27 protein-coding genes are annotated in these 25,434 nt (G+C 38.3%); 10 read left to right on the top strand and 17 right to left on the bottom strand.

Features of this window, described 5'->3' with window-relative positions; translation table 11 throughout:
* Positions 1 to 197: 197 nt before the first annotated feature.
* Positions 198 to 749 carry a hypothetical protein gene (locus C8P64_RS08800; RefSeq protein WP_108171703.1) on the bottom strand — a complete coding sequence of 184 codons (552 nt, stop codon included), beginning with the start codon at positions 747 to 749 and terminating at the stop codon, positions 198 to 200.
* Between the two features lie 155 nt (positions 750 to 904).
* Here C8P64_RS08800 and C8P64_RS08805 point away from each other — a divergent pair, with 155 nt between their 5' ends.
* A complete protein-coding gene (locus C8P64_RS08805; protein ID WP_108171704.1) occupies positions 905 to 1,855 on the top strand; it encodes an aldo/keto reductase in 951 nt (316 codons plus the stop codon).
* Positions 1,856 to 1,887: 32 nt separating this feature from the next.
* Here C8P64_RS08805 and C8P64_RS08810 read toward each other — a convergent pair whose 3' ends face one another.
* The 4 genes from C8P64_RS08810 to hisS all read right to left on the bottom strand — a co-directional run bounded on the left by C8P64_RS08810 (position 1,888) and on the right by hisS (position 6,012).
* The gene (locus tag C8P64_RS08810) at positions 1,888 to 2,949 is read right to left on the bottom strand and encodes a DUF6515 family protein (RefSeq protein ID WP_108171705.1); all 1,062 of its coding nucleotides are present in this window, start codon (positions 2,947 to 2,949) and stop codon (positions 1,888 to 1,890) included.
* Positions 2,950 to 2,979: 30 nt separating this feature from the next.
* Positions 2,980 to 3,711, bottom strand: a complete 732-nt coding sequence (locus tag C8P64_RS08815; RefSeq protein ID WP_108171706.1) for a DUF2092 domain-containing protein — start codon at positions 3,709 to 3,711, stop codon at positions 2,980 to 2,982.
* Between the two features lie 187 nt (positions 3,712 to 3,898).
* Positions 3,899 to 4,495: a DUF502 domain-containing protein gene (locus tag C8P64_RS08820; protein WP_108171707.1), complete on the bottom strand. Its 597-nt coding sequence runs from the start codon at positions 4,493 to 4,495 to the stop codon at positions 3,899 to 3,901.
* 143 nt (positions 4,496 to 4,638) lie between these two features.
* Positions 4,639 to 6,012, bottom strand: coding sequence for a histidine--tRNA ligase (gene hisS, locus C8P64_RS08825; protein WP_108171708.1), 1,374 nt, complete (start codon positions 6,010 to 6,012; stop codon positions 4,639 to 4,641).
* A gap of 134 nt (positions 6,013 to 6,146) precedes the next feature.
* On the opposite strand from hisS, the gene C8P64_RS08830 reads away from it, so the two are divergent.
* A complete protein-coding gene (locus tag C8P64_RS08830) occupies positions 6,147 to 7,385 on the top strand; it encodes an ABC transporter permease (protein WP_108171709.1) in 1,239 nt (412 codons plus the stop codon).
* Between the two features lie 4 nt (positions 7,386 to 7,389).
* Here the strand turns inward: C8P64_RS08830 and C8P64_RS08835 are convergent, their stop codons facing one another.
* From C8P64_RS08835 to rpsF, 4 genes are all read right to left on the bottom strand, one after another.
* Positions 7,390 to 7,863, bottom strand: coding sequence for a DUF6495 family protein (locus C8P64_RS08835; protein ID WP_108171710.1), 474 nt, complete (start codon positions 7,861 to 7,863; stop codon positions 7,390 to 7,392).
* Positions 7,864 to 8,011: 148 nt separating this feature from the next.
* Complete coding sequence (gene rplI, locus C8P64_RS08840) at positions 8,012 to 8,461, bottom strand: 50S ribosomal protein L9 (protein ID WP_108171711.1); 450 nt, start codon at positions 8,459 to 8,461, stop codon at positions 8,012 to 8,014.
* A gap of 12 nt (positions 8,462 to 8,473) precedes the next feature.
* Positions 8,474 to 8,773: a 30S ribosomal protein S18 gene (gene rpsR, locus C8P64_RS08845; RefSeq protein ID WP_026916063.1), complete on the bottom strand. Its 300-nt coding sequence runs from the start codon at positions 8,771 to 8,773 to the stop codon at positions 8,474 to 8,476.
* Positions 8,774 to 8,775: 2 nt separating this feature from the next.
* A complete protein-coding gene (gene rpsF, locus C8P64_RS08850; RefSeq protein ID WP_108171712.1) occupies positions 8,776 to 9,114 on the bottom strand; it encodes a 30S ribosomal protein S6 in 339 nt (112 codons plus the stop codon).
* Positions 9,115 to 9,277: 163 nt separating this feature from the next.
* Here rpsF and C8P64_RS08855 point away from each other — a divergent pair, with 163 nt between their 5' ends.
* Positions 9,278 to 9,988 (top strand): LytR/AlgR family response regulator transcription factor, encoded by a 711-nt coding sequence (locus C8P64_RS08855; protein WP_108172217.1) that lies wholly within the window; start codon positions 9,278 to 9,280, stop codon positions 9,986 to 9,988.
* Between the two features lie 50 nt (positions 9,989 to 10,038).
* Here C8P64_RS08855 and priA read toward each other — a convergent pair whose 3' ends face one another.
* The 5 genes from priA to nadC form a co-directional block, all read right to left on the bottom strand.
* On the bottom strand, positions 10,039 to 12,492 hold the full coding sequence (priA, locus tag C8P64_RS08860; protein WP_108171713.1) for a replication restart helicase PriA: 2,454 nt from the start codon (positions 12,490 to 12,492) through the stop codon (positions 10,039 to 10,041).
* 146 nt (positions 12,493 to 12,638) lie between these two features.
* Positions 12,639 to 13,064, bottom strand: a complete 426-nt coding sequence (locus C8P64_RS08865) for a DUF2147 domain-containing protein (RefSeq protein ID WP_108171714.1) — start codon at positions 13,062 to 13,064, stop codon at positions 12,639 to 12,641.
* A gap of 1 nt (position 13,065) precedes the next feature.
* Positions 13,066 to 13,626, bottom strand: coding sequence for a chalcone isomerase family protein (locus tag C8P64_RS08870; protein ID WP_108171715.1), 561 nt, complete (start codon positions 13,624 to 13,626; stop codon positions 13,066 to 13,068).
* Between the two features lie 26 nt (positions 13,627 to 13,652).
* A complete protein-coding gene (locus C8P64_RS08875) occupies positions 13,653 to 14,576 on the bottom strand; it encodes a YihY/virulence factor BrkB family protein (RefSeq protein ID WP_108171716.1) in 924 nt (307 codons plus the stop codon).
* Position 14,577: 1 nt separating this feature from the next.
* Entirely contained in the window at positions 14,578 to 15,435 is an 858-nt protein-coding gene (gene nadC, locus C8P64_RS08880) for a carboxylating nicotinate-nucleotide diphosphorylase (RefSeq protein WP_108171717.1), read from the bottom strand.
* A gap of 51 nt (positions 15,436 to 15,486) precedes the next feature.
* On the opposite strand from nadC, the gene rlmH reads away from it, so the two are divergent.
* The 4 genes from rlmH (at position 15,487) to C8P64_RS08900 (ending at position 19,385) form a co-directional block, all read left to right on the top strand.
* Entirely contained in the window at positions 15,487 to 15,960 is a 474-nt protein-coding gene (gene rlmH, locus C8P64_RS08885; protein WP_108171718.1) for a 23S rRNA (pseudouridine(1915)-N(3))-methyltransferase RlmH, read from the top strand.
* Positions 15,961 to 15,967: 7 nt separating this feature from the next.
* Complete coding sequence (locus tag C8P64_RS08890) at positions 15,968 to 16,540, top strand: non-canonical purine NTP diphosphatase (protein ID WP_108172218.1); 573 nt, start codon at positions 15,968 to 15,970, stop codon at positions 16,538 to 16,540.
* 214 nt (positions 16,541 to 16,754) lie between these two features.
* A complete protein-coding gene (locus C8P64_RS08895) occupies positions 16,755 to 18,551 on the top strand; it encodes a DEAD/DEAH box helicase (protein WP_108171719.1) in 1,797 nt (598 codons plus the stop codon).
* 81 nt (positions 18,552 to 18,632) lie between these two features.
* Entirely contained in the window at positions 18,633 to 19,385 is a 753-nt protein-coding gene (locus tag C8P64_RS08900) for a carboxypeptidase-like regulatory domain-containing protein (RefSeq protein ID WP_108171720.1), read from the top strand.
* On the opposite strand, the gene C8P64_RS08905 is transcribed toward C8P64_RS08900, so the two are convergent.
* The 3 genes from C8P64_RS08905 to C8P64_RS16575 all read right to left on the bottom strand — a co-directional run bounded on the left by C8P64_RS08905 (position 19,382) and on the right by C8P64_RS16575 (position 22,614).
* A complete protein-coding gene (locus C8P64_RS08905; protein WP_108171721.1) occupies positions 19,382 to 19,912 on the bottom strand; it encodes an SRPBCC family protein in 531 nt (176 codons plus the stop codon). The two genes, C8P64_RS08900 and C8P64_RS08905, sit on opposite strands and share 4 nt — an antisense overlap.
* A gap of 34 nt (positions 19,913 to 19,946) precedes the next feature.
* Positions 19,947 to 20,600, bottom strand: a complete 654-nt coding sequence (locus tag C8P64_RS08910) for a TrmH family RNA methyltransferase (RefSeq protein WP_108171722.1) — start codon at positions 20,598 to 20,600, stop codon at positions 19,947 to 19,949.
* Positions 20,601 to 20,661: 61 nt separating this feature from the next.
* A complete protein-coding gene (locus tag C8P64_RS16575) occupies positions 20,662 to 22,614 on the bottom strand; it encodes a CHRD domain-containing protein (protein ID WP_211307604.1) in 1,953 nt (650 codons plus the stop codon).
* A 136-nt stretch (positions 22,615 to 22,750) separates the two neighbouring features.
* Here C8P64_RS16575 and C8P64_RS08920 point away from each other — a divergent pair, with 136 nt between their 5' ends.
* From C8P64_RS08920 to purB, 3 genes are read left to right on the top strand one after another with little or no spacing between them, the layout of a single operon-like run.
* Positions 22,751 to 23,437 carry an SIR2 family NAD-dependent protein deacylase gene (locus tag C8P64_RS08920; RefSeq protein ID WP_108171723.1) on the top strand — a complete coding sequence of 229 codons (687 nt, stop codon included), beginning with the start codon at positions 22,751 to 22,753 and terminating at the stop codon, positions 23,435 to 23,437.
* Positions 23,434 to 23,979, top strand: a complete 546-nt coding sequence (locus C8P64_RS08925) for a hypothetical protein (RefSeq protein ID WP_108171724.1) — start codon at positions 23,434 to 23,436, stop codon at positions 23,977 to 23,979. Before C8P64_RS08920 ends, C8P64_RS08925 begins: the two co-directional genes overlap by 4 nt.
* Before the next feature lie 56 nt (positions 23,980 to 24,035).
* A complete protein-coding gene (gene purB, locus C8P64_RS08930; RefSeq protein WP_108171725.1) occupies positions 24,036 to 25,373 on the top strand; it encodes an adenylosuccinate lyase in 1,338 nt (445 codons plus the stop codon).
* Positions 25,374 to 25,434 lie beyond the last annotated feature (61 nt).

Below are 25,434 nucleotides of genomic sequence, written 5' to 3' on the forward strand. Positions count from 1 at the left end.
CTTAGTTCTGGTTAAAGTTTCTTAGATCACATCTAAAAAACTACCATTTCAAGTCATATCCCGTTACACTTCTATCATCTTAAGTCGGTTTTACCTGGCTTAAAATATCTTTATGAAGAACTTTCAAAGATCGTTTTCTTAATTGTTATACTAAGATACATAGATAATATGCTTTAAATCATGATTTATATCATTATCTATTTATTTTCCTTTGAAGGAATTTCTGCATCCCTGTTCACATAAGCCGAAATTCCACGAATAAAATCATTTACAATTTCTTCCATGGTCGCCCGGGCATCTGAGGTCAGAGGATATGGCTGGTTATTCTCTGCATAAAAAGCCCAGTCGTTCATTCCTCCTACAATTTGAAAGGTTGGAGCATCTGGACTGGATACTTCTACCATCTCTACATCATAACGAATAAACCCATCTTTATATCTTAACGCCAGGTCGAACATCGCATCCCAGGTAAAAGTCTGTCCTTTACTTTCAATAGAAAAAGCCTGGGGTACAAATACCTTATATTCCAGATATTGATTTTCAATTTCCCGGCTAATCGCCTCGTTAGGATTAGAAATAATATTGTCTGCCCATCGTCTGGTTGCCAGGAACAATTCTTCATCAGATTTACCGGGGTATTCGCGCACTACCGAATCTTCAAATCCGGCAGGTGATAAGGTAAATTTATCTGCTATTTTCTGCGCGCTCAAAAAAGCCGGAAGGAATAAACATATAATCGCAATTCTCATAATTCTTGGTTTTAATGGTTTTTTGAAAAGTTAGGAAAATGTATATCCAGAAATAGTTAAGGTTAAGGCAAGAGCTGTTAAACTATTTTTAAGATGTGGCAAAGAAATGCCGAATATTGATGTTATATCTTATATTATCATAAAACCGAAGAGAAATGAAGAAAAAACAACTTGGAAAAACTGAACTTTATAGCTCTCCGCTAATTTTTGGAGGCAACGTTTTCGGATGGACCGTGAATGAAAAAGATTCTTTTGATTTACTTGATGAGATCCTAGGTATGGGCATAAATGATATAGATACGGCAGATGTTTATTCCCGTTGGGCCGATGGTAACTCTGGCGGAGAATCGGAGACCATAATAGGAAAATATTTTCAGCAAAGAGGAGATCGTGATAAATACATCATCGCCACCAAAGTTGGCTCAAGTATGAAGCCAGATGGTGATAAGGATATCTCAAAAGATCATATCATGAAAGCGGTAGAAGATAGCCTGAAAAGACTTAAAACCGATTATATCGATCTTTACTACACACATTGGGATGATGAGAAAACTCCTGTAGAAGAAACGCTAGGAGCTTACCAGCAGCTTATTAAAGAGGGAAAAGTGAGATATATAGGAGCTTCAAATTTATCTGAAGACAGATTGAAAGCATCCTTGCAGGCTTCAAAAGAAGAAGGATTACCTAAATACGAGGTTTTCCAACCGGAATACAGCCTGGTGCAAAGAGATAAGTTCGAAAACGGTATCAGAGATATTTGTATGGATAACAACCTGGGAGTCGCCAGCTATTTCTCTCTAGCCAGCGGTTTTCTTACCGGGAAATACAGTTCTGTCGAAGATGTAAAAGGCAGCAGCAGGGAAATGTTCCTGAAAGATTATTTTGATGAGAGAGGAAAAAAGATCCTTAAGGCTTTAAAGGATATTTCAGATCACCGGAATATTTCGCAAGCTGGGATCGCTCTAAGATGGATCATGCAGAGACCAGGAATTACTGCGCCAATCGCCAGCGTAACCAAATCCAAGCATCTCAAGTCTTTCAAGGAAGCTATGGAGAATGAGCTAAGCAAAGAAGAAATGGAAAATCTTAACCAGGCAAGCAGTTAAAAGAAAAGCCTCCAGGTGGAGGCTCTCTTGTTTTATGATTCTTCCTTGACCTCTACAACTTCATACATATTCTTACCGTCTACCTGAACAGGTTGATAATAGGTTTCACCATACTTTACAAAAGTCTGGTCACCAACTCTCACCTCCTCTGCTCCTTCCGGTAAGTTAGGAACAATGGTACCGGCCGTGGGAGGTACAACTTTGTACATTTCCCCGTCTTTTTCATAATAAGTGCCTCCGTAATAATAATTATTAGTGGTTTCATTTACCTCGACGGTCTGAGAACCTTCTGGTAACTTTTTGATCTCAGCACCAACGGGTGCCTGAACAACCCTGTATCCATCATCTTCTTCTATATAATACACTCCCTGGTCATAATGATAGCGCTGATTCTCAATACTAATAATTATGGCCGTGGTAGCCAGACTGGTAACAAAATACCCCCATGGATGCCAGTAAGGTCCCCAGTAAAATGGACGGAAAGGATGATAATAATAAGGTCTGAAAGCATAGAATCCAAAGCCCCCAAAAATATAGGGAGGTCTAACATATATTCTGCCACTACTGCGTACCCTGGTATTCCTGATATTGATATCCCTGCTATTATCAATATTTATATTAACGTTATTTTTTCCCTTATCAATATTGATATTATTTCTGTCTCCCGGATTTCTGTTTCCAGGATTCCTGTCACCCGGGTTTCGATCACCTGAATTTCTATCACTTGGATTTCTATCACCAGGTCGATCTCTATTCACCGTTTCCCTACCGGTTGCTGGTCTGGTGGTAGGTGGTTTCTTAATCTCAGATCTATCCAGTTTACGATCCCTGGAAACATCTCTGGATGGCATTTTAGTGTTCTTGGTTTTTACTGCCCCACCATTAATAGAACGGTTGGTAGGTCGGGACATATTCCTTGTATTTACATTTCTGCTAGGTCTTGAAGGAGCAGGTCTTGCTGCGGGCCTGGACATTTGTGGTCTACCTCCCCTATTTATTCTCTGCGCCTCAATATTCTGAAAAGGAACTATAAATAAGAAAAGTGAAAATACTAGGAAGATATAGGGAAACCGGGTATATGCTGGAGTTTTCATTCTAAAAGAAATTTAATTCAGAAAATCATTTTAAAAGCTTTTAGTGGCCATTATAGCAATGTTCTTCGCCTTTGGTGGCGGTTCAAAAGAAAACATATCTTCCGGCAGGTCTGGATTGATCTCCCAGTTGGTGAAGTTCACTTCATATTGTTTATTCATATCATCTTTATGAATGATGAGGAATCTTTCAGGAAGAAAAAAAGCATTGTTAGCTATCCATAACTGCAGATTGGTGCTTTCGTTCACCGCCATGATATGAAAACATTTTACCCCATCCACTTCCTTTTCACCCAGGTATTCTATGTGCGGAAAATTTTCTAAAATAATATCCACGAAACCTGGAAAGAAAATATCAGCTGCCGGAAATTCAATAGCAAAGGTCCTATTGATACTATCCATCATGGTAACAATATCTGACGGTGCATCGATTACAGAATAGTTATTCTCATCAAAAGAATAATAGACGATCGTTTCTCCATTATACCAGTAGCCTTTATGGCCGGTGGAACCATTCACCTGCACATGCATCTTATCTGGCCCAACCATATAAACTTCGTTTTTTGAATATTCCTTAACCAGCCCAAACTTACTCTTCGACACATCCTGGGAAATATTCGCGGTAAAACTAACCGAGCCCAGACTACCGATAAATTCGGCCATTCTATCGAGAACTCTTACCCCGGTGGTATCCAAACTTTCATTGCCCTGTGCGTTTAAAATAAAACCACTTAGAAGGGCGAATATCGCTAAAGACTTTTTCATAGAATTTGTATTAGATCTTCTTCAAAAAAATTTCAACTATAAAATTGTGGATATTCTCCAATCAGGAAAGCTCTATCCAAATCTGGATTAAACCGCTAATTTTTCTTGAAATATCACTCTAACGCCTTCAGTAAGGGCATAAAATAATAGTTGACCATATAAATATAAACAACTAATTATTAAGCTTTTACATTTTTTCTAATTCCTGGTATTCTTTAACACTTAGGCCTTTACCAAAACTCACTAAAAGTTTCATCGCTTCCTGTCTTGGAATATGTTTGTAAATACATTCTGCTTCCGGTACCAGGATCACCTCACCATTGCTTATTTCTGGAGCATCTGGAATGAAAATACTTAGAATACCATTTTCACTTTTAAATGTTATAAAAGCGATATGGAAAGATTTATCCCTCTTAAGCAAAATAGAAATCCAATTATCGCCTGAGTCATCTTCTTCGCTAAAGAATCTGAATTTCAACCTTCTTAACGATGGAAAAAGAGTATATACGGCATCTTCGAAGGTTGAATTCCATTTTTTAAGCAGTCCTAAATGGATTAAATAACCACTGATAAAACATATGATTAGAATAAATAGAATCCCTAAAAGACCTATAGTTGCTGTACCAAAAATGGTGTCTATTCCCAGAAAGTCGGCAATTTTTCGAACCACCGGACCTACAAGATGAAGCGCCTTTAAAATTACTGCGATGAGGATGACTATAGGAAAAAGGAAAAGTATTCCTCCTAGGATTAAAGTTCTTACAGGATTCTTAAAAGCTGACATGTTCTGATGCTATCAATTATCCTATTAATATAAATCAAATAATTGATTTTCAGAACACAACGTATTTCCTTAAATCGAATAAAAAAGAAAAAGCCCTCATCAAAAAGGATTGATGAGGGCTTCTTTAATAATTAAATTGAATTCTAATTCTGAAGCTTTTCCTTTAAACCTTCAAGATCTAAACTTGACTGTTCACCAGACTTCATATGTTTAAGAGTGAATTTCCCATCTTGCATTTCTTCTTCCCCTGCAAGTACGGTGAATGGAATATTCCTTTTATCTGCATACTTCATTTGCTTGCCCATTTTTGCTGAATCTGGATAAAGCTCTGCGGTTACATTTTCAGCTCTAAGTTTCCTAACTGCTTTCATGGCATAAAGAGCTTCTTTATCTCCGAAATTGATAAAAAGTACTTTAGTATTTTGAGTCACGGTTTCTGGGAAAAGTCCAAGCTCTTCAAGCACCAGGTAGATCCTATCCAAACCAAAAGAGATCCCAATCCCGCTCATATTCTTTAATCCGAAAATCCCGGTAAGATCATCATAACGGCCTCCTCCACCAATAGATCCCATCTTTACTTTTTCTGGTGCGCCAACTTCAAATATCGCTCCCGTATAGTAGTTAAGTCCACGGGCAAGGGTAACATCCAGGTCTAATTTTGCAGTTTTCAGTGGCATTTCTTCGATCGCATTCTGAATGAACTGCAATTCCTCGATACCCTTCTGGCCATTTTCTGAACCTTCTAAAATAGATCTTAGACCCTCTATCTTTTCAGCGAAACTTCCGGAAAGATTAAAGATAGGCTGTATCTTTTCCAGCGCTTCTTCAGAAATACCTTTTTCACGCATCTCCTTTTTCACTCCCTCCTCGCCTATTTTGTCCAATTTATCCAAGGCTACCGTAAAATCGATAAGTTTATCCTGCTCCTCTATGACTTCGGCAAAACCTGAAAGCACCTTTCTATTATTGATCTTAATTGTCACTCCCTCCAATCCTAGCTTATTGAAAACCGAATCGTATAATTGTACAAATTCAACTTCCTGCCAGAGACTATTACTCCCTACAACATCAGCATCACACTGGTAGAATTCTCTGAACCTTCCTTTTTGTGGACGATCTGCTCTCCAAACAGGTTGGATCTGATATCTTTTAAAAGGGAATTCGATCTCATTTTGATGTTGCACCACGTAACGGGCAAAAGGCACGGTAAGGTCGTAACGCAAGGCCTTCTCACTTATAGAAGAAGTAAGGCCTGTACTGTCTTTTTCCTGAAGCGCCTTTTCATCGGCTTTTTTAAGAAAATCTCCTGAATTCAGGATCTTAAAGATCAGGCGGTCACCTTCATCACCATATTTCCCCATCAGGGTCGAGGAATTCTCGAAACTTGGAGTTTCTATTGGCTGAAATCCGAATCTTTTGAATTCAGACTGAATAGTTTCGAAAATATAATTTCTCTTTGCGACTTCTTCCGGTGAAAAATCCCTGGTACCTTTTGGTATTGATGGTTTTTGTGCCATGATCTGTTTTGAGCTGAATTTGCTATTAAGGATTGCAAATATCTTAATTTTTAAGCGAACCCAAACAAATTTGAAATTTTAAGTAACAAAGTCCTAATTTTATAGTCTAACCGGTAAGCCAGAAAATTCAACCCATGTTTTCACTCTTTCGGGAAAATATAAGGATAGCCCTTAATTCCATAAAAAACCAATCCCTCAGGACCATCCTTACGGTCCTTATCATAGCAATTGGGATAACTGCGCTTGTAGGCATCTTAAGTGCCGTAGCAGCTCTTGAAAACACGATCAGCAAGGATTTCGCTTCCATGGGATCGAACACCTTCAATCTACAACGCTACGAATTCAGAACACAGAGTTTTGGGAACGAAGAAAGAAAGGTGAATCCTATCATAAGTTATCGTGAGGTTAAAGAATTCGAAGAGAATTTTGAATATCCCTTTACCGAAACAGCCATATCTTTCACCGGAACCTCTTCCGCAGAGATAAAATATGAAAATGAGAAGACAGACCCCGAAATATCGGTTCTAGGAGTTAACGAATATTATCTTCAAAATACCGGCCTGGAAGTAGAAGACGGCCGTGAATTCAACGTTTTTGATATCGACAACAATAACAACGTGGCCGTTATCGGTTCAGATTTTAAAGATGGAATATTTAAGGGATATGATCCTGTAAACAGAACCATTAGTATTCGTGGAGCTAAGTTTAAAGTAATAGGTGTACTGGAGTCTAAGGGAAGTACTTTTGGAAACAACCAGGATCTGCGTGTATTTATTCCTATACAGCATGCGCGTTCTATATTCTCACAGCCAAATATCAATTACAGTCTTAGCGTAAAAGTAGAAGATAAAGAAATGCTTGAGGCTGCCATGGATGAAGCCATCATTACCTTCAGAAATATTCGCGGATTAAACCCGAGGGAAGAGAACAATTTCGGCCTGGAACGAAGTGATGATCTTATCAATAGAATACTATCTATTACCGGCGCGCTTAATGTTGCCGCCTGGATCATTTCTATTATTACGATTTTCGGTTCTTCGATCGCTTTAATGAATATCATGCTGGTAACCGTAACCGAAAGAACGCGGGAAATCGGAGTTCGAAAGGCACTTGGCGCAAAGAAAAACACCATTGCAACGCAATTCTTCCTGGAAACCCTGGTAATAGGCCAGATTGGCGGATTGCTGGGAATTCTTCTGGGAATAGGAATTGGTTACGCTGTAGCCAGTTCGCTTGATTTTGCATTTACCACTCCATGGAAAGCCATGTTATGGGCAACAGGAATCACTATCCTGGTGGCAATACTTGCAGGAAGCTATCCGGCAGCAAAGGCAGCTAAACAGGATCCAATTGAATCCCTGAGATACGAATAAATAATTAGCCTTCTACTATATTCTTGAAATAGCCATAAAGATCACCCTGGGTGATATTGGCTCCCTGCTTGATAAGCGCGAAAATATCCTTATTCCTGTCGTCGCTAATAGCTCTTGTTGAAGTGTAAATAGTTACGGTATCGTCCAGTAAGTTGGTTTGCAGCCATTGATACCCTTCACGAGTAGTAATATCTATCGCTTCATTCTCAACTTTAACAGCTATAAGCTCGATCGTCGCGGTTGTGATATGAAACAGGAAGATCTGGTTTGGTGAGAAATGTTCCAGATACTCTACCTTATTCAAAACACCTTCCCAGATAAGATCGCTGAAAATATCCAGTTCTTCTTCGGCAGCTTCAGGTTTATCTTTTTTGATCTGCTCCCATTCATCTGCAGTAATAGATTGTGTAGCCAGGAAATTGATGAATTCCTGATGCATCTCTTCAAACTGTTCCTTTGTTAATCTTGCGTATTTCATAAGGGTTATTTCGAATAATTTTAATAAGATCCCGAAATTCTTCGGGACTAGTTCAACTAAGAATTTTGCCCAAAATCAAAATTCAGTTTCACTAAAAAAGAAAAGCCCACTCATAAATGAGCAGGCTTTTTTCTATAAGTAAAATAAATTAAGCTTCACCTACCACGTCAAAGGTAAAGTTAGAAACTACCTCACGGTGAAAACGCAAAGTTGCTTCGTACTGTCCTAAACGCTTGATGTTACCACCGGCGATGTTAATGTATTTCTTTTCGATCTCTACACCTTCTTTAGCAAGAGCATCAGCTAAATCACCATTAGTGATAGAACCGAATAACTTATCACCTGCTCCTGCTTTCGCAGTCATCTTAATTTCTAGGTTGTTAAGTTTTTCAGCTTGTTTCTTAGCTTCGTCTATATGCTTTTGTTCTTTATAGGCGCGCTGCTTCAAAGTTTCTTGCAAAACTTTTCTTGCAGAAGGAGTTGCCAGTTCAGCATATCCTTGTGGAATAAGATAATTTCTACCGTAACCGTTCTTAACAGCTACAACATCATCTTTAAAACCTAAATTATCTACGTCTTTTTTAAGTATCACTTCCATAACTGCCTCTTTTTATTTTAATAAATCACCTACGTAAGGCATTAATGCTAAGTGACGAGCACGCTTAACGGCTGTAGCCACTTTTCTCTGAAACTTCAAAGAAGTACCTGTTAAACGACGAGGTAATAATTTCCCCTGTTCGTTTACAAAGCCCATTAAGAAATCAGGATCTTTGTAATCAACGTACTTAATACCAGATCTTTTGAATCTACAGTATTTTTTAGCTTTGGTTGTTTCTATATTAAGAGGAGTAAGATACCTGATCTCTCCGTCTTTTTTTCCTTTTGCTTGTTGTTCAATAGATGTTGCCATGATTACGCTTTTTCCTTGTTACGTTTTCTTCTTTTTTCAGCCCAAGCTACAGCATGCTTATCTAACTTCACAGTTAAGTAACGCATCATACGCTCGTCTCTTCTGAATTCTAATTCTAATGGCTCGATAACTTCACCAGGAGCTTGAAATTCAAATAAGTGATAAAAACCACTTTTCTTGTGTTGGATTGCATAAGCCAGTTTTCTTAGGCCCCAATCTTCTTTAGCTACCATCTCAGCCCCTTTCGAAACAAGAAAATCTTCGTATTTCTTAACTGTCTCCTTTATCTGCTCATCAGATAAAACGGGATTCAAGATGAAAACAGTTTCATAATTGTTCATATAATTAATCTTTAAATTAAATCGGCTGCAAAAATATGATTTATATTCCTTATTTCAAAGCTTAATAATGAGGATAAAACACAAATTTTATCGATGTAAAAATATTTTACCTTGTATTTCTTATATTTAATGAGTAATATTGTTAGTGACTAACCTATTAACCGTGGAAGAAGTACTACTCAAATGTGCCGTCGTTGATGATTCCAGCCTGCAAAGGCTATCAATTGTTAAGTTGATAAAAGATCATCCTAATCTTAAACTCGTTGCCGAATATAATAATGCTATCGAAACCAAAAATGGTTTATTAGATACTGAAACAGATCTGATATTCCTGGATATCGAGATGCCTATACTTTCGGGATTCGAGCTTTTGGACAACCTTCCAAACAAACCTCAGATCATATTCGTTACTGGAAAAACCAAATATGCCTTCAAGGCTTTCGATTATGATGCAGTAGATTACATCCACAAGCCGGTAACTAAAGACAGGTTCAATAACGCGGTAAATAAAGCGGTTAACCTTTATAAGCTGAAACATCAAACAGCTGTGCCAGAAGATGATGATTTCATTTTCGTTAAGAGCAACCTAAAGAACAGAAAAGTATTCCTAAGTAAACTGAAGTATATTCAGGCTCTGGGTGATTATGTAAAGTTTGTGACTGAAAAAGATAATTTTGTGGTCCTTGCCACCATGAAATCTTTTGAAAAACAGCTTCCTAGCGAGCGGTTCCTCAGAACCCATAAATCTTATATTGTCAATCTTGACAAGATAGAGCGTTATAACAGCAAGAATATCGAGATCGACAAAGAGAAATTACCACTTAGCCGCCATAAGAAGGCTAACCTGGTTGAAGCTCTTAGCGCCATACAATAGAAATCAAATTACCTTATTATATATAAAGCCACTTTTTTAAGTGGCTTTTTTTATTGGGGATCTACATTTACCACTACCCTAACCGACCTGTATGCGCCAATAGCTCTGAAGGTAGTAAGGATTCGATGAACCATTTTCTTTGTTTTCCCCAGGGATTGTTTCTTCGGGATCTTAATAAGAATATTCTTGTAGTACTCATTACGTATCCTGGCAACCGGAGGAAATTCCGGACCCAACACATAGCGATCAAAAACGTTCTCTAAAGCTCTCGCCAGCCATTCGGCTGCTTCATTAGTTTTGGAATAATCCCGGCATTTTAGAGTTAACCGTATTAGCCGGAAATAAGGCGGATATTGATACTGATACCTGTCTTCCAGTTGCTCCTTATACATAGCTTCGTAATCGCCTGTAGAAACCTGCTGAATGATCTGGTGATGCGGATTATAGGTCTGAATAAGAACTTTCCCTCTTTTTTTGGTTCTCCCGGATCTACCAGCAACCTGAAGCATTAACTGGAAACTTCTTTCATGGGCGCGAAAATCAGGGAAATTCAGGAGATTATCTGCATTCATGATCCCTACTAGGCTTACTTTCCTGAAATCAAGACCCTTAGTAAGCATTTGCGTACCTATAAGAATATCGGTTTCATGATTTTCAAAGGCTGAAATGATCTTCTCGTAAGCATATTTTCCACGGGTGGTATCCTGATCCATTCGCCCTATCTTATACTTTGGAAATAAAGCTTTTAACTCGGTTTCTACCTGTTCTGTTCCAAACCCCTTGGTAGAGATCTCATTACTGCCACAGGCCATGCATTGATGTTGCATAGCTATATGATAACCACAATAATGGCAGCGCAACTGATTGTTATTGCTATGGTAAGTAAGACTCACATCACAATTAGGACATTGCGGAGAGTGCCCACAGGTATTACACTCCATAATTGGGGAAAACCCCCTTCTATTCTGAAAAAGGATCACCTGCTCCTCTTCCTTCAGACTTTCCTTGATCTCTTCGATAAGCCTTTCAGAAAAATGGCCTGTCATTTTCTTCTTTCGGTGAGCTGTTTTTATATCCACGATCTCGACTTCTGGCATCAGGACATTCCCGAACCTTCGGTTCAATTCCACCAAAGCATATTTATTATGCTCGGCATTAAAATATGATTCTATAGAAGGTGTTGCTGAACCCAGAACAATATTGGCTTGAAACATATTAGCCAGAACTACGGCTGCATCCCGGGCATGATAGCGCGGCGCGGGATCATATTGCTTAAAAGTAGACTCATGTTCTTCATCTACCACGATAAGACCGAGGTCCTGAAATGGCAGGAATACGCAAGACCTGGCACCAATAACTATTTTACCACTTTCTGTATTATCAAGAACCTTCCTGTAGATCTCCACCCGTTCATTTAAAGAGTATTTACTGTGATACACCAGAACCTTATCTCCGAAATAATTCTGAAGTCTTTTTATGAGTTGCGTGGTTAGCGCGATTTCAGGCAAAAGATATAAGGCCTGTTTCCCATTATTGATGGCTTCCTCGATAAGTTTTATATAGATCTCTGTCTTCCCGGAAGAAGTCACCCCATGCAGCAAACAAACCCTGTTCTCATTAAAATTATCTTTGATCTCTCCAAAAGCCTGTTGCTGTATTTTATTCAGATTGATCTCGTGTGAATTAATTTCACCTGAAAAAACTATACGGTCTATTTCCTGAAAGTATTCCTCGAATATATTTTTATCGATAAGGCTTTTCAGAATAGAAGCACTAGCCCCTGATTCCTTTAAAAGTTCTTTTACCTTCAATGATTTTTTAGACCTGGCGGTGATAGAAAAATAGGATAATACTATTTCCCGCTGTTTTGGCGCTCTAGAAAGATCATCCAGCAGAGCATGCATTTCGCTTTCGGCTTCATAAGCTGGATTAAGCCTTACATACCTCACCTCTTTAGGCTTGTATTGCTCATAGATCTCCTGGTTTAGATCAACTATGTTTTTTGAAACCAGTTTATTAATAACCGGTAATACTTTCTTCCTGTCCAGCAACTGTTCGATCTCCTGTATCTTCATGGAAGACTGCCTTTGCAGAGCCTCAACCACCAAATATTCATCGTCATTTAAAACAGCGGTCTCGATCTCGACATCTTTCGAAAGCTTAACGATACTTTCGCTTTCGAGCAAAAAAGCTCCCGGCAACGCGGCACGCATCACTTCCCCTTCGGTACACAAATAATAGGTCGCCAGCCAATTCCAGAACTTTAACTGTTCATAGGTAAGCAGCGGTTTTTCATCCAGGATCTGATGAATTGGTTTTGCCTCATAAATCTCAGGAGGATTTTGATGAATCTCTGCTACGATCCCCGTATAGATCCTGTTCTTACCAAACTGCACTGCCAGTCGCATCCCGGGCTGAATAAACTGGGCCTCTTCATCTGTAAGACTATATGTAAAGCGGTTATCCAGCGGAAGTGGCAGGATAAGATCAGCGAAATAGGACATTTATAACGGGTTGGTTTATAAAAAGAGAAAAAGCTGTTCTTAATCTTAGCTTACCCTCTAACTATTGAATTCAAAAATATTAAGAATCATTAGTTTTTCGAAAGTAAAACTGAAAATTTAAGAACAGCTTTTATATTCTGTAAGATCTATCTGGTCCTAGTCCACTCCTTAGTTTTATAAAACAAAGCAATATAACCTCGAACCTTTAAAACATCTGGATTATCCTCTTCAAGCCATATCTTACAACGATATTTCTTTCCTGTTTTAGGATCCACGATGGTTCCTCCAACATATTCATCACCATCTTTTTCCAGACCTTGCATTATTTCCAGGCCCTGAACGGGTTCATTCTTAAGTTCCCCCGGGCATTTGGTACAAATACGATCCCGATCCTCTTCTCTCATTATCTTATCTACCTTTCCATATATCTTATCTCCTTTTTCATAGATCTCGATAATGGAATTCACACGACCTTCTTCATTGGTATTCTTCCATTTTCCAAGCACAGATTGCGCCTGGACAGGAAGACTTAGTAAGGTTAGAAAGACAATAATTAAAGACAGATCTTTCATATTATTTTCCTAGCATGGCTTCTTTAAGGTCATCGTCTGCTGGTTTGTTAGATAACCAGATTCCGAATAAAGCCTTTTTAAAATCCATACCTTCTATAGTTCCAAGCTCATTATCGTTCTTGTAAACAACAACGCCCTGAGATGGCATGTATACTATATCGAATATGTCGTCACGCTTGATCTCTTCCAGAAAGAAATCCTGGAATTTCTTGATCTTGGCCGCAAGAGGTTTAGTATTCCCATTAGTAGAATTCTCGAAACCTTCATTCACAGCTTCCATCATTTTGTCACTGGTAATAAGTTTTGAAACGATATGAAGTTTAATGCTCATTGGTTCATTTGCCCCCATAATTGCTGAAGCATCTGAAGATTTCTTGGTAAGATACAATCCACCTGCATAAAGGTCTATCCAAAGTTTTTCACGAACACCTGCACCGTTAAGGTTTAGGGTTTGTCCCTGGAAAGTTTCAGAATTAGGAAGATTTACACCACCAACTTCAGTTTGAGCCGAGGTTAAGCCTGCACTCATTAGTGCGATAAAAACAAAAATTATTTTTTTCATTGTTAAGGGTTTAGTTTGGTTTAAAGTTATTTAAATTTTTTCTTCAGTTTGATCAAAGATGCATTTAGTTCAAAACCTAAAAGTAACATATTGGAATTCAGCCATATATAAAACATTAAAATCAGCAAAGCTCCAATAGATCCGTATAATTCGTTATAATTTGAAAAGTTTGTGATGTACAAACTGAACAAAAAAGTGGTTATCATGATAAGGACCGTGGTAAAAAAAGCACCGATCGAAAAGAAACGGGCCTGTCTTGCTTCCCGGGTTCCAAAATAATACAAAATTGAAACCGCGGTATAGATCAATATTACAAATCCAATATACTTAATCAGATCCTCTCCAAAACCTCCGGCGACATCAATCCCAAAATTACTCAAATCGTCGATCGCATAGGTCATATAAACCGCTCCTATAACTGATATAAGCAACAACAGTGCCAATATAAGCGAAACTCCCACAGCTACAGCATATTGACGCGGAATAGACCGGTTGTTTTTTGTATGATAACTAAACTCGAACCCGGTAAAGATTGCATTTACTCCGTTGGTCATTAAAAAAATAGAAAGGAAAAATGCTACAGATAATAAACCACCCCTTGGGGTATTAGCAATATCTTCAAAAATAGTCCCAAAAAAATCTGATGTTTCCGGGGGCAATAGAGAATCCATAAACAATAAGAATTGGATCTGGAAATCATCTATAAATGTAATATAAGGTATAAGGTTTAGAATGAAAAGGAGAAATGGGAATATAGCCATGAAGAAACTGAAAGCAATAGAACTAGCCCTGGTTGAAAAAGTCCCTTTTACGATACCTCCCCAATAAATTATCCACAGATTGTAAAGCGACAATCCTTCTAAACCCGGTAATATGATCTTCTTGGTCTCTCGCTTCCACCAATCGGAAAATTCTTCAAGTTTAGATTTGATCGCTTTTTGTGGGGCCATATTATACGGCTTTTAAGCTCAGGTCTAGATTATGAACAGAATGCGTTAAGGCTCCACTGGAAATAAAATCGACGCCACATTCCGCATAACTTCTAGCGGTCTCGAGTGTAATTCCTCCGCTAGACTCTGTGAGGCATTTTCCATTAATAAGGTCTACTGCCTTACGAGTGTCCTCATAGTTGAAATTATCTATCAGAATTCTATAAACACCATCAGATTTAAGGATCTCTCTAATTTCATTCATATCCCTGGCTTCCACGATGATCTTAAGATCCAGATCATTATCCTGTAAATAATTCTTAGTTTTTTCAATGGCTTTAGTGATCCCTCCGGCGAAATCTATATGATTGTCCTTTAACATTATCATATCATAGAGAGCGAAACGGTGATTCTCTCCTCCTCCTATCTTTACGGCCCATTTCTCCAGGGCTCTGATTCCTGGAGTTGTTTTACGGGTATCCAGGATCCTGGTTTTGGTGCCTTCTAGTTTGGTTACAAATTCTGCTGTTTTGGTGGCGATAGCACTCATACGCTGCATGGCATTAAGCACTAGCCTTTCAGCTTTTAAAATCGACTGGGAACTTCCTTCCACATAAAACGCGATATCCCTGCGCTTTACCTGGTCGCCATCCTTCAGTAGCACCTCCACCTTTAATTCTGGATCTACATAATTAAAAACTCTTTTTGCAAACTCAACACCAGCGAGGACTCCCTGGTCTTTGACCAGCAATTTTGCTTTTCCGGTAGCATCTTTAGGGATACAGGCCAGGGAACTGTGATCTCCATCACCTACATCTTCCCTAATCGCATTTTTAATAATTAATTCAATTTCTTTTTCGAATTGTTCCGGTGAGATCATTTTCTCTGCTTATTTTTGTAAATGTAGTAAAGTCTGTACTAAAATCACGGGATGACCATAAAATTAGTCTGTATAGGAAAGACAGATAAAAAAGAACTGGATACACTTATTAAGATCTATAAAGATAGGCTTCAGCATTATATTAAATTCGAGCTGGAAATCATTCCAGACCTTAAGAAGGTGAAGAATCTGGATGAGAATCAGCAAAAAACCAAGGAAGGTGAATTGATACTTTCAGGTTTGCAGAATTCAGATTTCGTGATATTGCTGGACGAGAACGGCAAACAATTCAGTTCAGAGAGCTTTTCAGAATATATTCAGAAGAGAATGAATACAGGTTTAAAAAGACTCATTTTTGTAATTGGAGGACCTTATGGCTTTTCTGAAGAATTATACAATAGAGCAGATTCAAAGATTTCCCTTTCGAAGATGACCTTTTCCCATCAAATGGTGAGATTATTCTTTACCGAACAACTTTACAGGGCTTTCACTATCCTAAAAAATGAACCATACCACCACAGATAATTCACGCATGAAATTAGTATTTGCCACGCATAATCCCAACAAATTTAAAGAGATCGAAAGCCTTTTACCAGATCATATCGAACTCCTTTCACTTACAGATATAGATTGTAAGGAAGATATTCCAGAGACCGGAGATACCATCGACGAAAATGCTATGATCAAGGCAGATTATGTGAAAAATCATTACGGTTACGATTGTTTTGCAGACGATACAGGCCTGGAGGTAAATTCGCTAGCCGGCGCTCCTGGAGTTTTTTCGGCGAGATATGCGGGAGACGAAAAGAACGATGAAAAGAACGTTGAAAAACTCCTTAGTCAGCTTGAAAAAAGAGATGACAGGACTGCCAGATTCAGGACCGTAATAGCGCTTAATTTAAAAGGACATGAAAACCTTTTCACCGGAATTTGTGAAGGCACTATCCTCAAAGAAAGAAAAGGCAATAAGGGTTTTGGTTATGATCCTATCTTTCTACCCAATGGATTCGACAAAAGTTTCGCGGAAATGGACCTGCGTGAAAAAACCAAAATCAGTCACAGAGGGATCGCTTTTAAGGCACTTATTGAATATCTTTCCCAATAAAAAGCCGAACAAGAAACCCCTAATTTCAAAACTGCTTGATAATCAAATATTTAAATAAAATTATTTATCCTAGGTAGTCAGAAATAAAAGACTATATTTGCCGCTTGAAATTCCTCAGGGTGAGGATGTGTTGCTAGAAGTTTAGGTTTTAAGTATGTCGATTCGCTTCTTATGTAACACTTACATATTATAATCGAATACTTACATTAAACGAATGAACGCATTCCAAAAACTTGGACTTGACGCAGACTTGCTTAAGGCCATTGAAGACATGGGGTTTGAAACTCCAAGTGAAGTACAGGAAAAATCAATCCCAATCTTATTAGAACAGGAAACCGACCTTGTGTCACTGGCACAAACAGGAACTGGTAAAACAGCTGCTTTTGGTTTTCCGCTAATCCAGAAAATTGATTCAAATTCTAAGAAAACCCAGGCATTAATCCTTTCGCCAACCCGTGAACTGTGTCTACAGATCACTAATGAACTTAAGAACTACTCGAAGTATAAAAAATCTTTGAACGTAGTGGCAGTTTATGGTGGAGCTAGTATTACAGACCAGGCAAGAGCCATCGAAAGAGGAGCTCAGATCATCGTAGCTACTCCAGGTAGAATGCAGGATATGATCCGCAGAAGAATGGCAAACATCTCCTCTATTGGATATTGTGTGCTTGATGAAGCAGATGAGATGCTGAACATGGGATTCTATGAAGATATAAAGAGTATCCTTTCTCATACCCCACAAGAAAAGAAAACATGGTTATTTTCTGCAACCATGCCTAAAGAAGTTGCTAAGATCGCCAAGAAGTTCATGACAAATCCTGTAGAAATTACTGTAGGATCTAAAAACATGGGTACTTCTAACGTTTCTCACGAGTGGTATTTAGTAAATCACCGTAATCGTTACGATGCATTAAAAAGGCTTGCAGATGCTAATCCTGATATTTTCTCAGTGATCTTCTGTAGAACAAAAAGAGATACTCAAAAAGTTGCAGAAAAACTGATTGAGGATGGATACAATGCTGCGGCATTACACGGAGATCTAAGCCAAAATCAACGTGACCTGGTAATGAAGAGTTTCAGAAGCCGCCAGATCCAAATGCTTGTAGCAACAGATGTTGCTGCACGTGGAATCGATGTAGACGATATTACTCACGTAATTAACTACCAATTGCCAGACGAAATTGAGACCTATACTCACCGTAGTGGTAGAACAGGTAGAGCTGGTAAGAACGGTGTTTCTATGGTGATCATTTCTAAAAGTGAAGTTCGTAAGATCAGAACTATTGAGAAGATCATTCAGCAGAAATTCGAGGAAAAACAAATTCCTGATGGTAAAGAGATTTGTAAAACACAGCTTTTCCATTTAGCTAATGATATTAAGAAGACAGAGATCAATCATGATATCGATCCTTACCTTCCAACTATTAACGAAGCTCTGGAAGATTTCACCAAGGAAGAATTGATCAAAAAATTCTTTTCGGTAGAATTCACCCGTTTCTTTAATTACTATCAGAAAGCTCCAGATCTTAATTCAGAATCTGCAGGTGGCAGACCACAAGTTTCTGAAGGAAATACCAGGTATTTCATCAACGTAGGATCTAAGGACGGTTATGACTGGAAGAGCCTTAAAGACTTCCTTACCGAAGAACTTAACCTGGACAGGGATGATGTATTCAAAGTAGACTGTAAAGCGAGTTTCTCATTCTTTAATACAGATGAAAAGCACACAGACCTAATTCTTAAGACTTTCACTGAATACAAACAGAATGGAAGATTCGTTAATGTTGAAGTTACCAAAGACCAGCAATCTGGCAGAGGTGGCGGAGGTAGAAAAAGAGAACGCGGCGGTGGCGGCGGAGGAAGAAGAAACTCCAAAAGCTTTGACGATAACAAAGGTGGAAAATTCAGCGGAAGAAGAAGATCTGAAAAAAGAGATGATAAAGGACCAAGAAAAGGAAGCCGAAATAAGAATATCGAGAATTCAATAAAGAGAAGAAGATCGAAAGCTTAATAAATTCAATAAATGCCAAACTTAATCTCTAAGTTTGGCATTGTTTTTTATAAGGATTTTATATTTTTAGCCCCGATTGTTATGAAAAACACCCTTCTTATATTTTTTCTCCTAGTATCGGGATACATGTCTGCTCAGGATATGGTTTCCGGGACGGTTATGAATGCCGCCAATGATAAGCCTATCGAAAATGTGCATATCGTTAACCTGAACCAGGTTAAAGGTGCAGTAACCGATGAAAACGGAGAATTTGAGCTGCAGGCTACAGTTAATGATACTTTATACTTTTCTTACCTGGGATTCAGATCCATACGCGTAAGAGTTACCAATGACTGGCTAAAGTATGGTAACGTGAAGGTGAAAATGACCGAACTAGGTTTTGCTTTAGAAGAAGTAACGGTAAACACTGTAAAATTAACTGGTTATCTTGAGATCGACGCAAAGAATATTCCTATTTATGATAATTACCGCTATAGTATTTCCGGATTAAATTCTGGTTATGAAGGTGGTGATTCATCTCCAAATGCTGTTACCAAAGCCATACGATCGCTTTCTAATCCCGCCGATCTTGTTTATAATATCTTTGGTACAAGGCCCAGACAAATGAAGAAATTACGCCAGATGAAGAAAGATGACAACATCAGAAGTCTTTTGCGTAATAAGTTTGACCGTGAAACTTTGATGGCGCTTTTACAGGTTAACAGAGCTGAAATTGATGAGATCCTAAACAATTGTAATTATTCCCAGGATTTTATGAAAACAGCAAATGACCTTCAGATCCTGGACGCTATAAACAGTTGTTACGAAGAATACAAGGTTCTGCAGAAGAACTAATTCACTTCCAGTATACTTTTTAATTCCTTCAGACCCTCGTCGAATTTGGTTCCTAACGCCTTTTCGGGCGAGTAAAAAATACTGATGATGGTCAATGGAAAGGCCAGATTACCGCGAGCTCCCCAAACCATTTTAGTTTTTTCGGCTTCAATTTCCTTAACCCCAATATAAGTCAAAGCATTTACCTTCACAGGTTTTACAAATAATATCTTGGTTTCGAAAACTCTACCCTGCTTGGCTTTTACGATACGCTGTATCCCCTCACCTGCTTTATTGTTTCCTTTCCAATAAAAACTGGCCCCGATTTTACCATCCTCTCCTTTGTATTTCAGAACGGCTTCCGGGTCTCTTTTAAACCAGGGATTCCATAAAGGCTGCTTTTTTAGCTGACGAACAAAATTGAACACTTCTTCCCTGGGTCTGTTAATTACCACGGTTCTACTCACATCATAATCCTTTTTTGCCCACGCGTGTAGGAAAGCAAAAAATGTAATTAGCGCTATAATTAAATAAAAAAAGAGGGTCATTAAGTAGGTTTAGGCGAGTAAAAGTTACAAATAATTACTGATTAAGAAATCTTTCAATAATTTGTTCTGAATTTTTTATGGTCTTTTTGGTCCAATTCATTCGAATCCTGTCCTTTTCCTCTTCAGTAAATTGCCAATTCACGTCAGATTTTTTGAGTTTTGAGGTTAAGCTTTGTAAAATGATCGCTGCAGAAACAGAAATATTTAAACTCTCGGTGAAGCCCACCATGGGAATTTTTATCGTTGTATCTGCTTCTTGCATTATTTCATCAGACAAACCGTCTTTTTCGGTTCCAAAGAAAAGAGCGGCAGGAGTGCTAATATCAAAATCCTCCAGTAACTGAGAATCATCATGCGGACTTGTCGCCACGATCTGGTAACCTTCTGCTCTCAATCTTTTTACACAATCTTTAGCCGAATTATAACGGTTAATATCAACCCATTTCTGGGCTCCCATAGCGATCTCCTTATCTATTCTACGCGGAATCTTTTCTTCTATAACATGAATATTCTGTACCCCAAACACATCACAGCTTCGCACCACAGCACTGGTATTGTGCAATTGGTAAACATCCTGTGCTACAACGGTTAAGTGATCTGTACGTTCAGCCAGAACTTTTTCGAATAGGGATTTACGTCTTGGCGTAAGGAATTCCTGGAGGTGATCTAAGATTTCTTTGTCATTCATTTCAGGGTAAAAATAAAAAAACCCGGCATAAAGCCGGGTTTAATTTTCCAGATTAATTTTATTAATCGTTGCTTCCAATATTACCCTGAGCAACAAGAGTGGCAAGGTCTTCAGCACTTAAATGAACATTTACGTATCCATCATAAGTTAGAACATCCTCATAACCAAACTCTGTGTCATCATCTAGCATAGAAACATTGGTCATACTTCTACCTGTTGTACCATTTACCGGGTTAAAAGTAAAAGCTATAGCACCAGGAGCTTCAGCAACAGATCCCATATGAATATGAGCTGGGTGCATTCCTCCGTCTGGAGTACCACTCAATACTATGGTAGCAAGAGCTTCTCCATTCATTCTTTCTTCAAACTGAACATAACCAGAAATACCAGCTACATCTTTTGTATCAAGATCATATACTTTAGACATACCAGTTAACTCATTTTGACCTATGTCTCCCTGAGCAACGATAGTTCCAAGAGCATCAGCACTTAAATGAACATTTACATACCCGTCATACTCAAGAACATCTTCATATCCAAAAGCAGTGTCATCATCAAGCATTGCAACATTAGTTCTACTCATTCCAGTAGTTCCATTTACCGGGTTAAAAGTAAATGCTATATCTCCACCTTCAGCAGCAGTATTCATGTGGATGTGCGCAGGATGCATTCCTCCATCAGGAGTACCATCTAACATGATTGTAGCTAGAGCTTCTCCATTCATTCTTTCTTCGAATAATACAGAACCAGAAATACCTTCTACAGCTCTTTCATCAAGATCGTATGATTTGGACTCACCTGTAAGTTCGTTCTGACCTATATCTCCCTGAGCAACGATAGTTCCTAGAGCGTCAGCACTTAAATGAACGTTTACATATCCGTCATAAGAAAGTACGTTAGAATAACCAAAGCTGGTTCCGTCGTCAAGCATAGCCACATCGGTCATACTCATTCCAGTAGTTCCATCCACAGGATTAAAGGTAAAAGCAATATCTCCACCTTCTGCAGCAGTATTCATATGGATATGCGCAGGATGCATTCCTCCATCTGGAGTACCATCTAACATGATTGTTGCTAAAGCGTCACCGCTTTTTCTTTCTTCAAATACAACAGATCCTGAGATACCGTCTACAGCTCTTTCTTCAAGCGCATAGGTTTTAGATTCTCCGGTTAATTCATTTTCACCTATATCTCCCTGAGCTACAATAGTCCCAAGAGCATCAGCACTTAAATGAACATTTACATATCCGTCATAATTTAAAATCTGGCTATAAGTGATAGCAGTACCATCATTTAGCTCAGAAATATTTGTTTGACTCATTCCAGTAGTTCCGTTCACAGAATTAAAGGTAATAGCAATGTCACCTCCCTGAGCGGCAGAATTCATATGTATATGAGCCGGGTGAGTCCCTCCGTCTGGAGTACCATCAAGCATAATGGTAGCAAGAGCTTCACCATTCATCCTTTGCTCGAATAAGATGCTTCCAGAGATCCCATCAACGTCTTTTGTATTAAGGTCATAACTTTTTGAAACTCCAGTCAATACATTTTGTCCTATGTCACCTTGAGCAACAAGGGTGCTAAGGTCATCTGGGCTGGCATGAACATTAATGTAACCATCGAAATTGATAAGCTCCTCGTAAGTGATAGCTGTACCATTGTCCAGTGCAGCAACTTCAGTACTACTGAATCCTGTATCACCATCTACAGGCTCAAGACTAATAGCAATGTCTCCACCTTCTGCAGCAGAGTTAAAATGAATATGAGCAGGATGAACTCCTCCATCTGGTGTTCCCTGTAAGTTTAATTTGACAAACGTAGTGTTGTCACTATTTTGATAAAAAGTTGCCGTCCCCGAAATTGAAGGATCAGCTTTAGATACAAGATCGTAGGTTGTTGAAGTTCCCGTTCGATCGGTTTCTTCCACAGCCGTTGCGAAGTCATCGTCTTCGTCACAACTTGTAAATAGCATTATAGGCAATGCTAGCATTAGTAGTTTAAATAAATTTTTCATAAATAGGTATTGATTACAATTAAAATTAATGGAAAGTTTAGTTTTACTTCCCAGCTTTAAATCTAAATTACTTACGGTTAGTAATAAAATTACAGATGTTAACAAAATCTAAAAAACGTACAAATAAAATGTTAAAATGAAAAATATAGTTATTTTAACTGGTGCAGGAATGAGCGCAGAGAGCGGAATTAAGACCTTCAGAGATGAAAATGGCCTGTGGGAAGGGCATGATGTTATGCAAGTAGCCTCACCGATTGGATGGAAAAAGGATATGGAGCTGGTTCTGGATTTTTACAACCAGAGAAGAAAACAATTATTAAAAGTAGAGCCTAATCCCGCGCATTATGCGTTAGTTGACCTGGAAAATAAATTTAAGGTTGAAATAATTACGCAGAATATAGATGATCTGCATGAGAGAGCAGGAAGTTCGAATGTAACCCATCTGCATGGCGAACTTCTTAAAGCCAGGAGCACCTTCGATGAAAACCTTATCATGGATTGGAAAAAGGATATTAATCCGGGAGATTTTTGCGAGCATAATCATCAATTAAGACCGCACGTAGTATGGTTTGGAGAGGCAGTTCCAATGTTTCAGAAAGCGGCTGAGATAACCGAAACAGCAGATATTCTAATAATTATAGGAACCTCCATGCAGGTATACCCTGCTGCCAGCCTTGTAGATTTTGCCCCTCGCCAGACCCCTATTTATTTTATAGATCCAAAACCTAATATAAGGGAAAGCGGAAATCTTCATATAATAAACGATACAGCCGTTGAAGGCGTACCATCCTTGGTAGAAAAACTTATAAATTCTGAAAAATGAGAGCTCGATCGATTCTTGATCAGGTTGATGCTACTATAAAGAAAAGAGAAGAAGCCGCTGAAAAGATCTCTGGATCTCATGAATTGCTGAATGAGGTCATGCAATATATCTTTAAACATGACGAAGCATATTCACTTAAAGCTTTAACGGTTATCGAGGTTTTGGGCCGAAGGAATTTTAGATGTCTGCATTCCTATATACCAGAATTGGTTCTTTCCGGAAAATTGTACACAGATTCTCCTTCAAGAAGATGCCTGGCGAAGATCTTTAATTTTGCCATTAATGAGCACCTAAATTCCGGATCAAATTTTCATTTAAACACATCCATAAGATCTGAAATTATTGACCTTTCGTTTCTATGGTTGGTTTCTGCGGAACAAACAGCCGTCAAAGTTTTTTCGATGCAAAACATTTATTATCTGAAAAATGAAAGAGAGTGGATATCCGAAGAATTAAAGGCTATACTAGAGAAAGACATCATCTCCTCTTCTGCCGGTTACAAATCCCGAGCAATAAAGATTTTAAGGAAATTAAAGCAGTAATTTTTTTGTAAAATCTGAAGCGGTATCTTTACGCTTTTAATTTTTAAAAGTAAAAGATGACATCCCTTTCTGCAGTATCACCTATTGATGGACGATATAGATCAAAAACCAAAAAACTTTCAGCTTATTTTAGCGAAGAGGCTTTAATAAAATATCGAATTCTTGTTGAAGTAGAATATTTCATCGCTTTATACGAGCAGGGATTACCTCAGCTTAAAGATGTGGATCCAGATAACTTCAAAAAATTAAGAGAACTATATAAAAACTTTACTGCCCTTGATGCACAGGCTGTGAAAAAGATCGAAAAGATCACAAATCACGATGTGAAGGCAGTAGAGTATTTTCTAAAAGAAGAATTCGGCAAACTGGGAATGGAAACTTCGAAAGAATTCATCCATTTTGGTCTTACCTCACAGGATATAAATAACACTGCGATACCATTAAGCCTTAAAGACGCGATCGATGAAGTCTATAAACCAGAACTTAATGAAATACTGGAGAAACTTCAGCAACTGGCAAATGACTGGAAAGATATTCCTTTATTAGCTAGAACTCATGGCCAGCCGGCATCACCTACAAGGTTAGGTAAAGAGATCGAAGTATTCGTGATTAGGATCAAAGAACAAATGAGATTTCTGGATGAGATCCCTCACGCAGCAAAATTTGGTGGAGCCACAGGAAATTACAACGCTCACAAAGTTGCATATCCAGATACAGACTGGAAGAAATTCGGAAATGATTTTGTTGAAAACAAATTAGGACTTCACCACTCCTTCCCTACTACCCAGATCGAACATTACGATCATATGGCCGCTTTATTTGATGCGCTAAAAAGAATCAACAATATTTTGCTCGATCTTGATCGGGATATCTGGACCTATATTTCCATGGATTACTTCAAACAAAAGATCAAAAAAGGTGAGATAGGGTCTTCTGCCATGCCGCATAAAGTAAACCCGATAGATTTTGAAAATAGTGAAGGTAACCTTGGAATCGCTAATGCACTATTCGAACACCTGGCTGCAAAATTACCGGTAAGCAGGTTACAGCGTGATCTTACAGATAGTACGGTATTAAGAAATATTGGAGTACCTGTAGGTCATACTCTTATCGCTTTTCAGTCAACTTTAAAAGGACTTAATAAGTTATTGCTCAACGAAGAGAAACTTAATGCAGATCTTGAAAACAACTGGGCGGTAGTAGCTGAAGCTATTCAAACCATTCTTAGAAGAGAAGGCTTTAAAAATCCTTACGAAGCCTTGAAAGGATTGACCAGAACCAATGAGAGAATTACCGAAAAAAGTATATCTGAATTTATTGATCAGTTAGAAGTATCTGAGGAAATAAAGAAAGAACTGCATCAAATAACTCCGCAGAATTATACCGGAATATAATTCCAAAGCTTATTAGATTAAAAAAAGCCCCGTCTCCGGGGCTTTTTCTTTTCAACTAATT

Source organism: Christiangramia gaetbulicola, assembly GCF_003054225.1.
Classification (GTDB): domain Bacteria; phylum Bacteroidota; class Bacteroidia; order Flavobacteriales; family Flavobacteriaceae; genus Christiangramia; species Christiangramia gaetbulicola.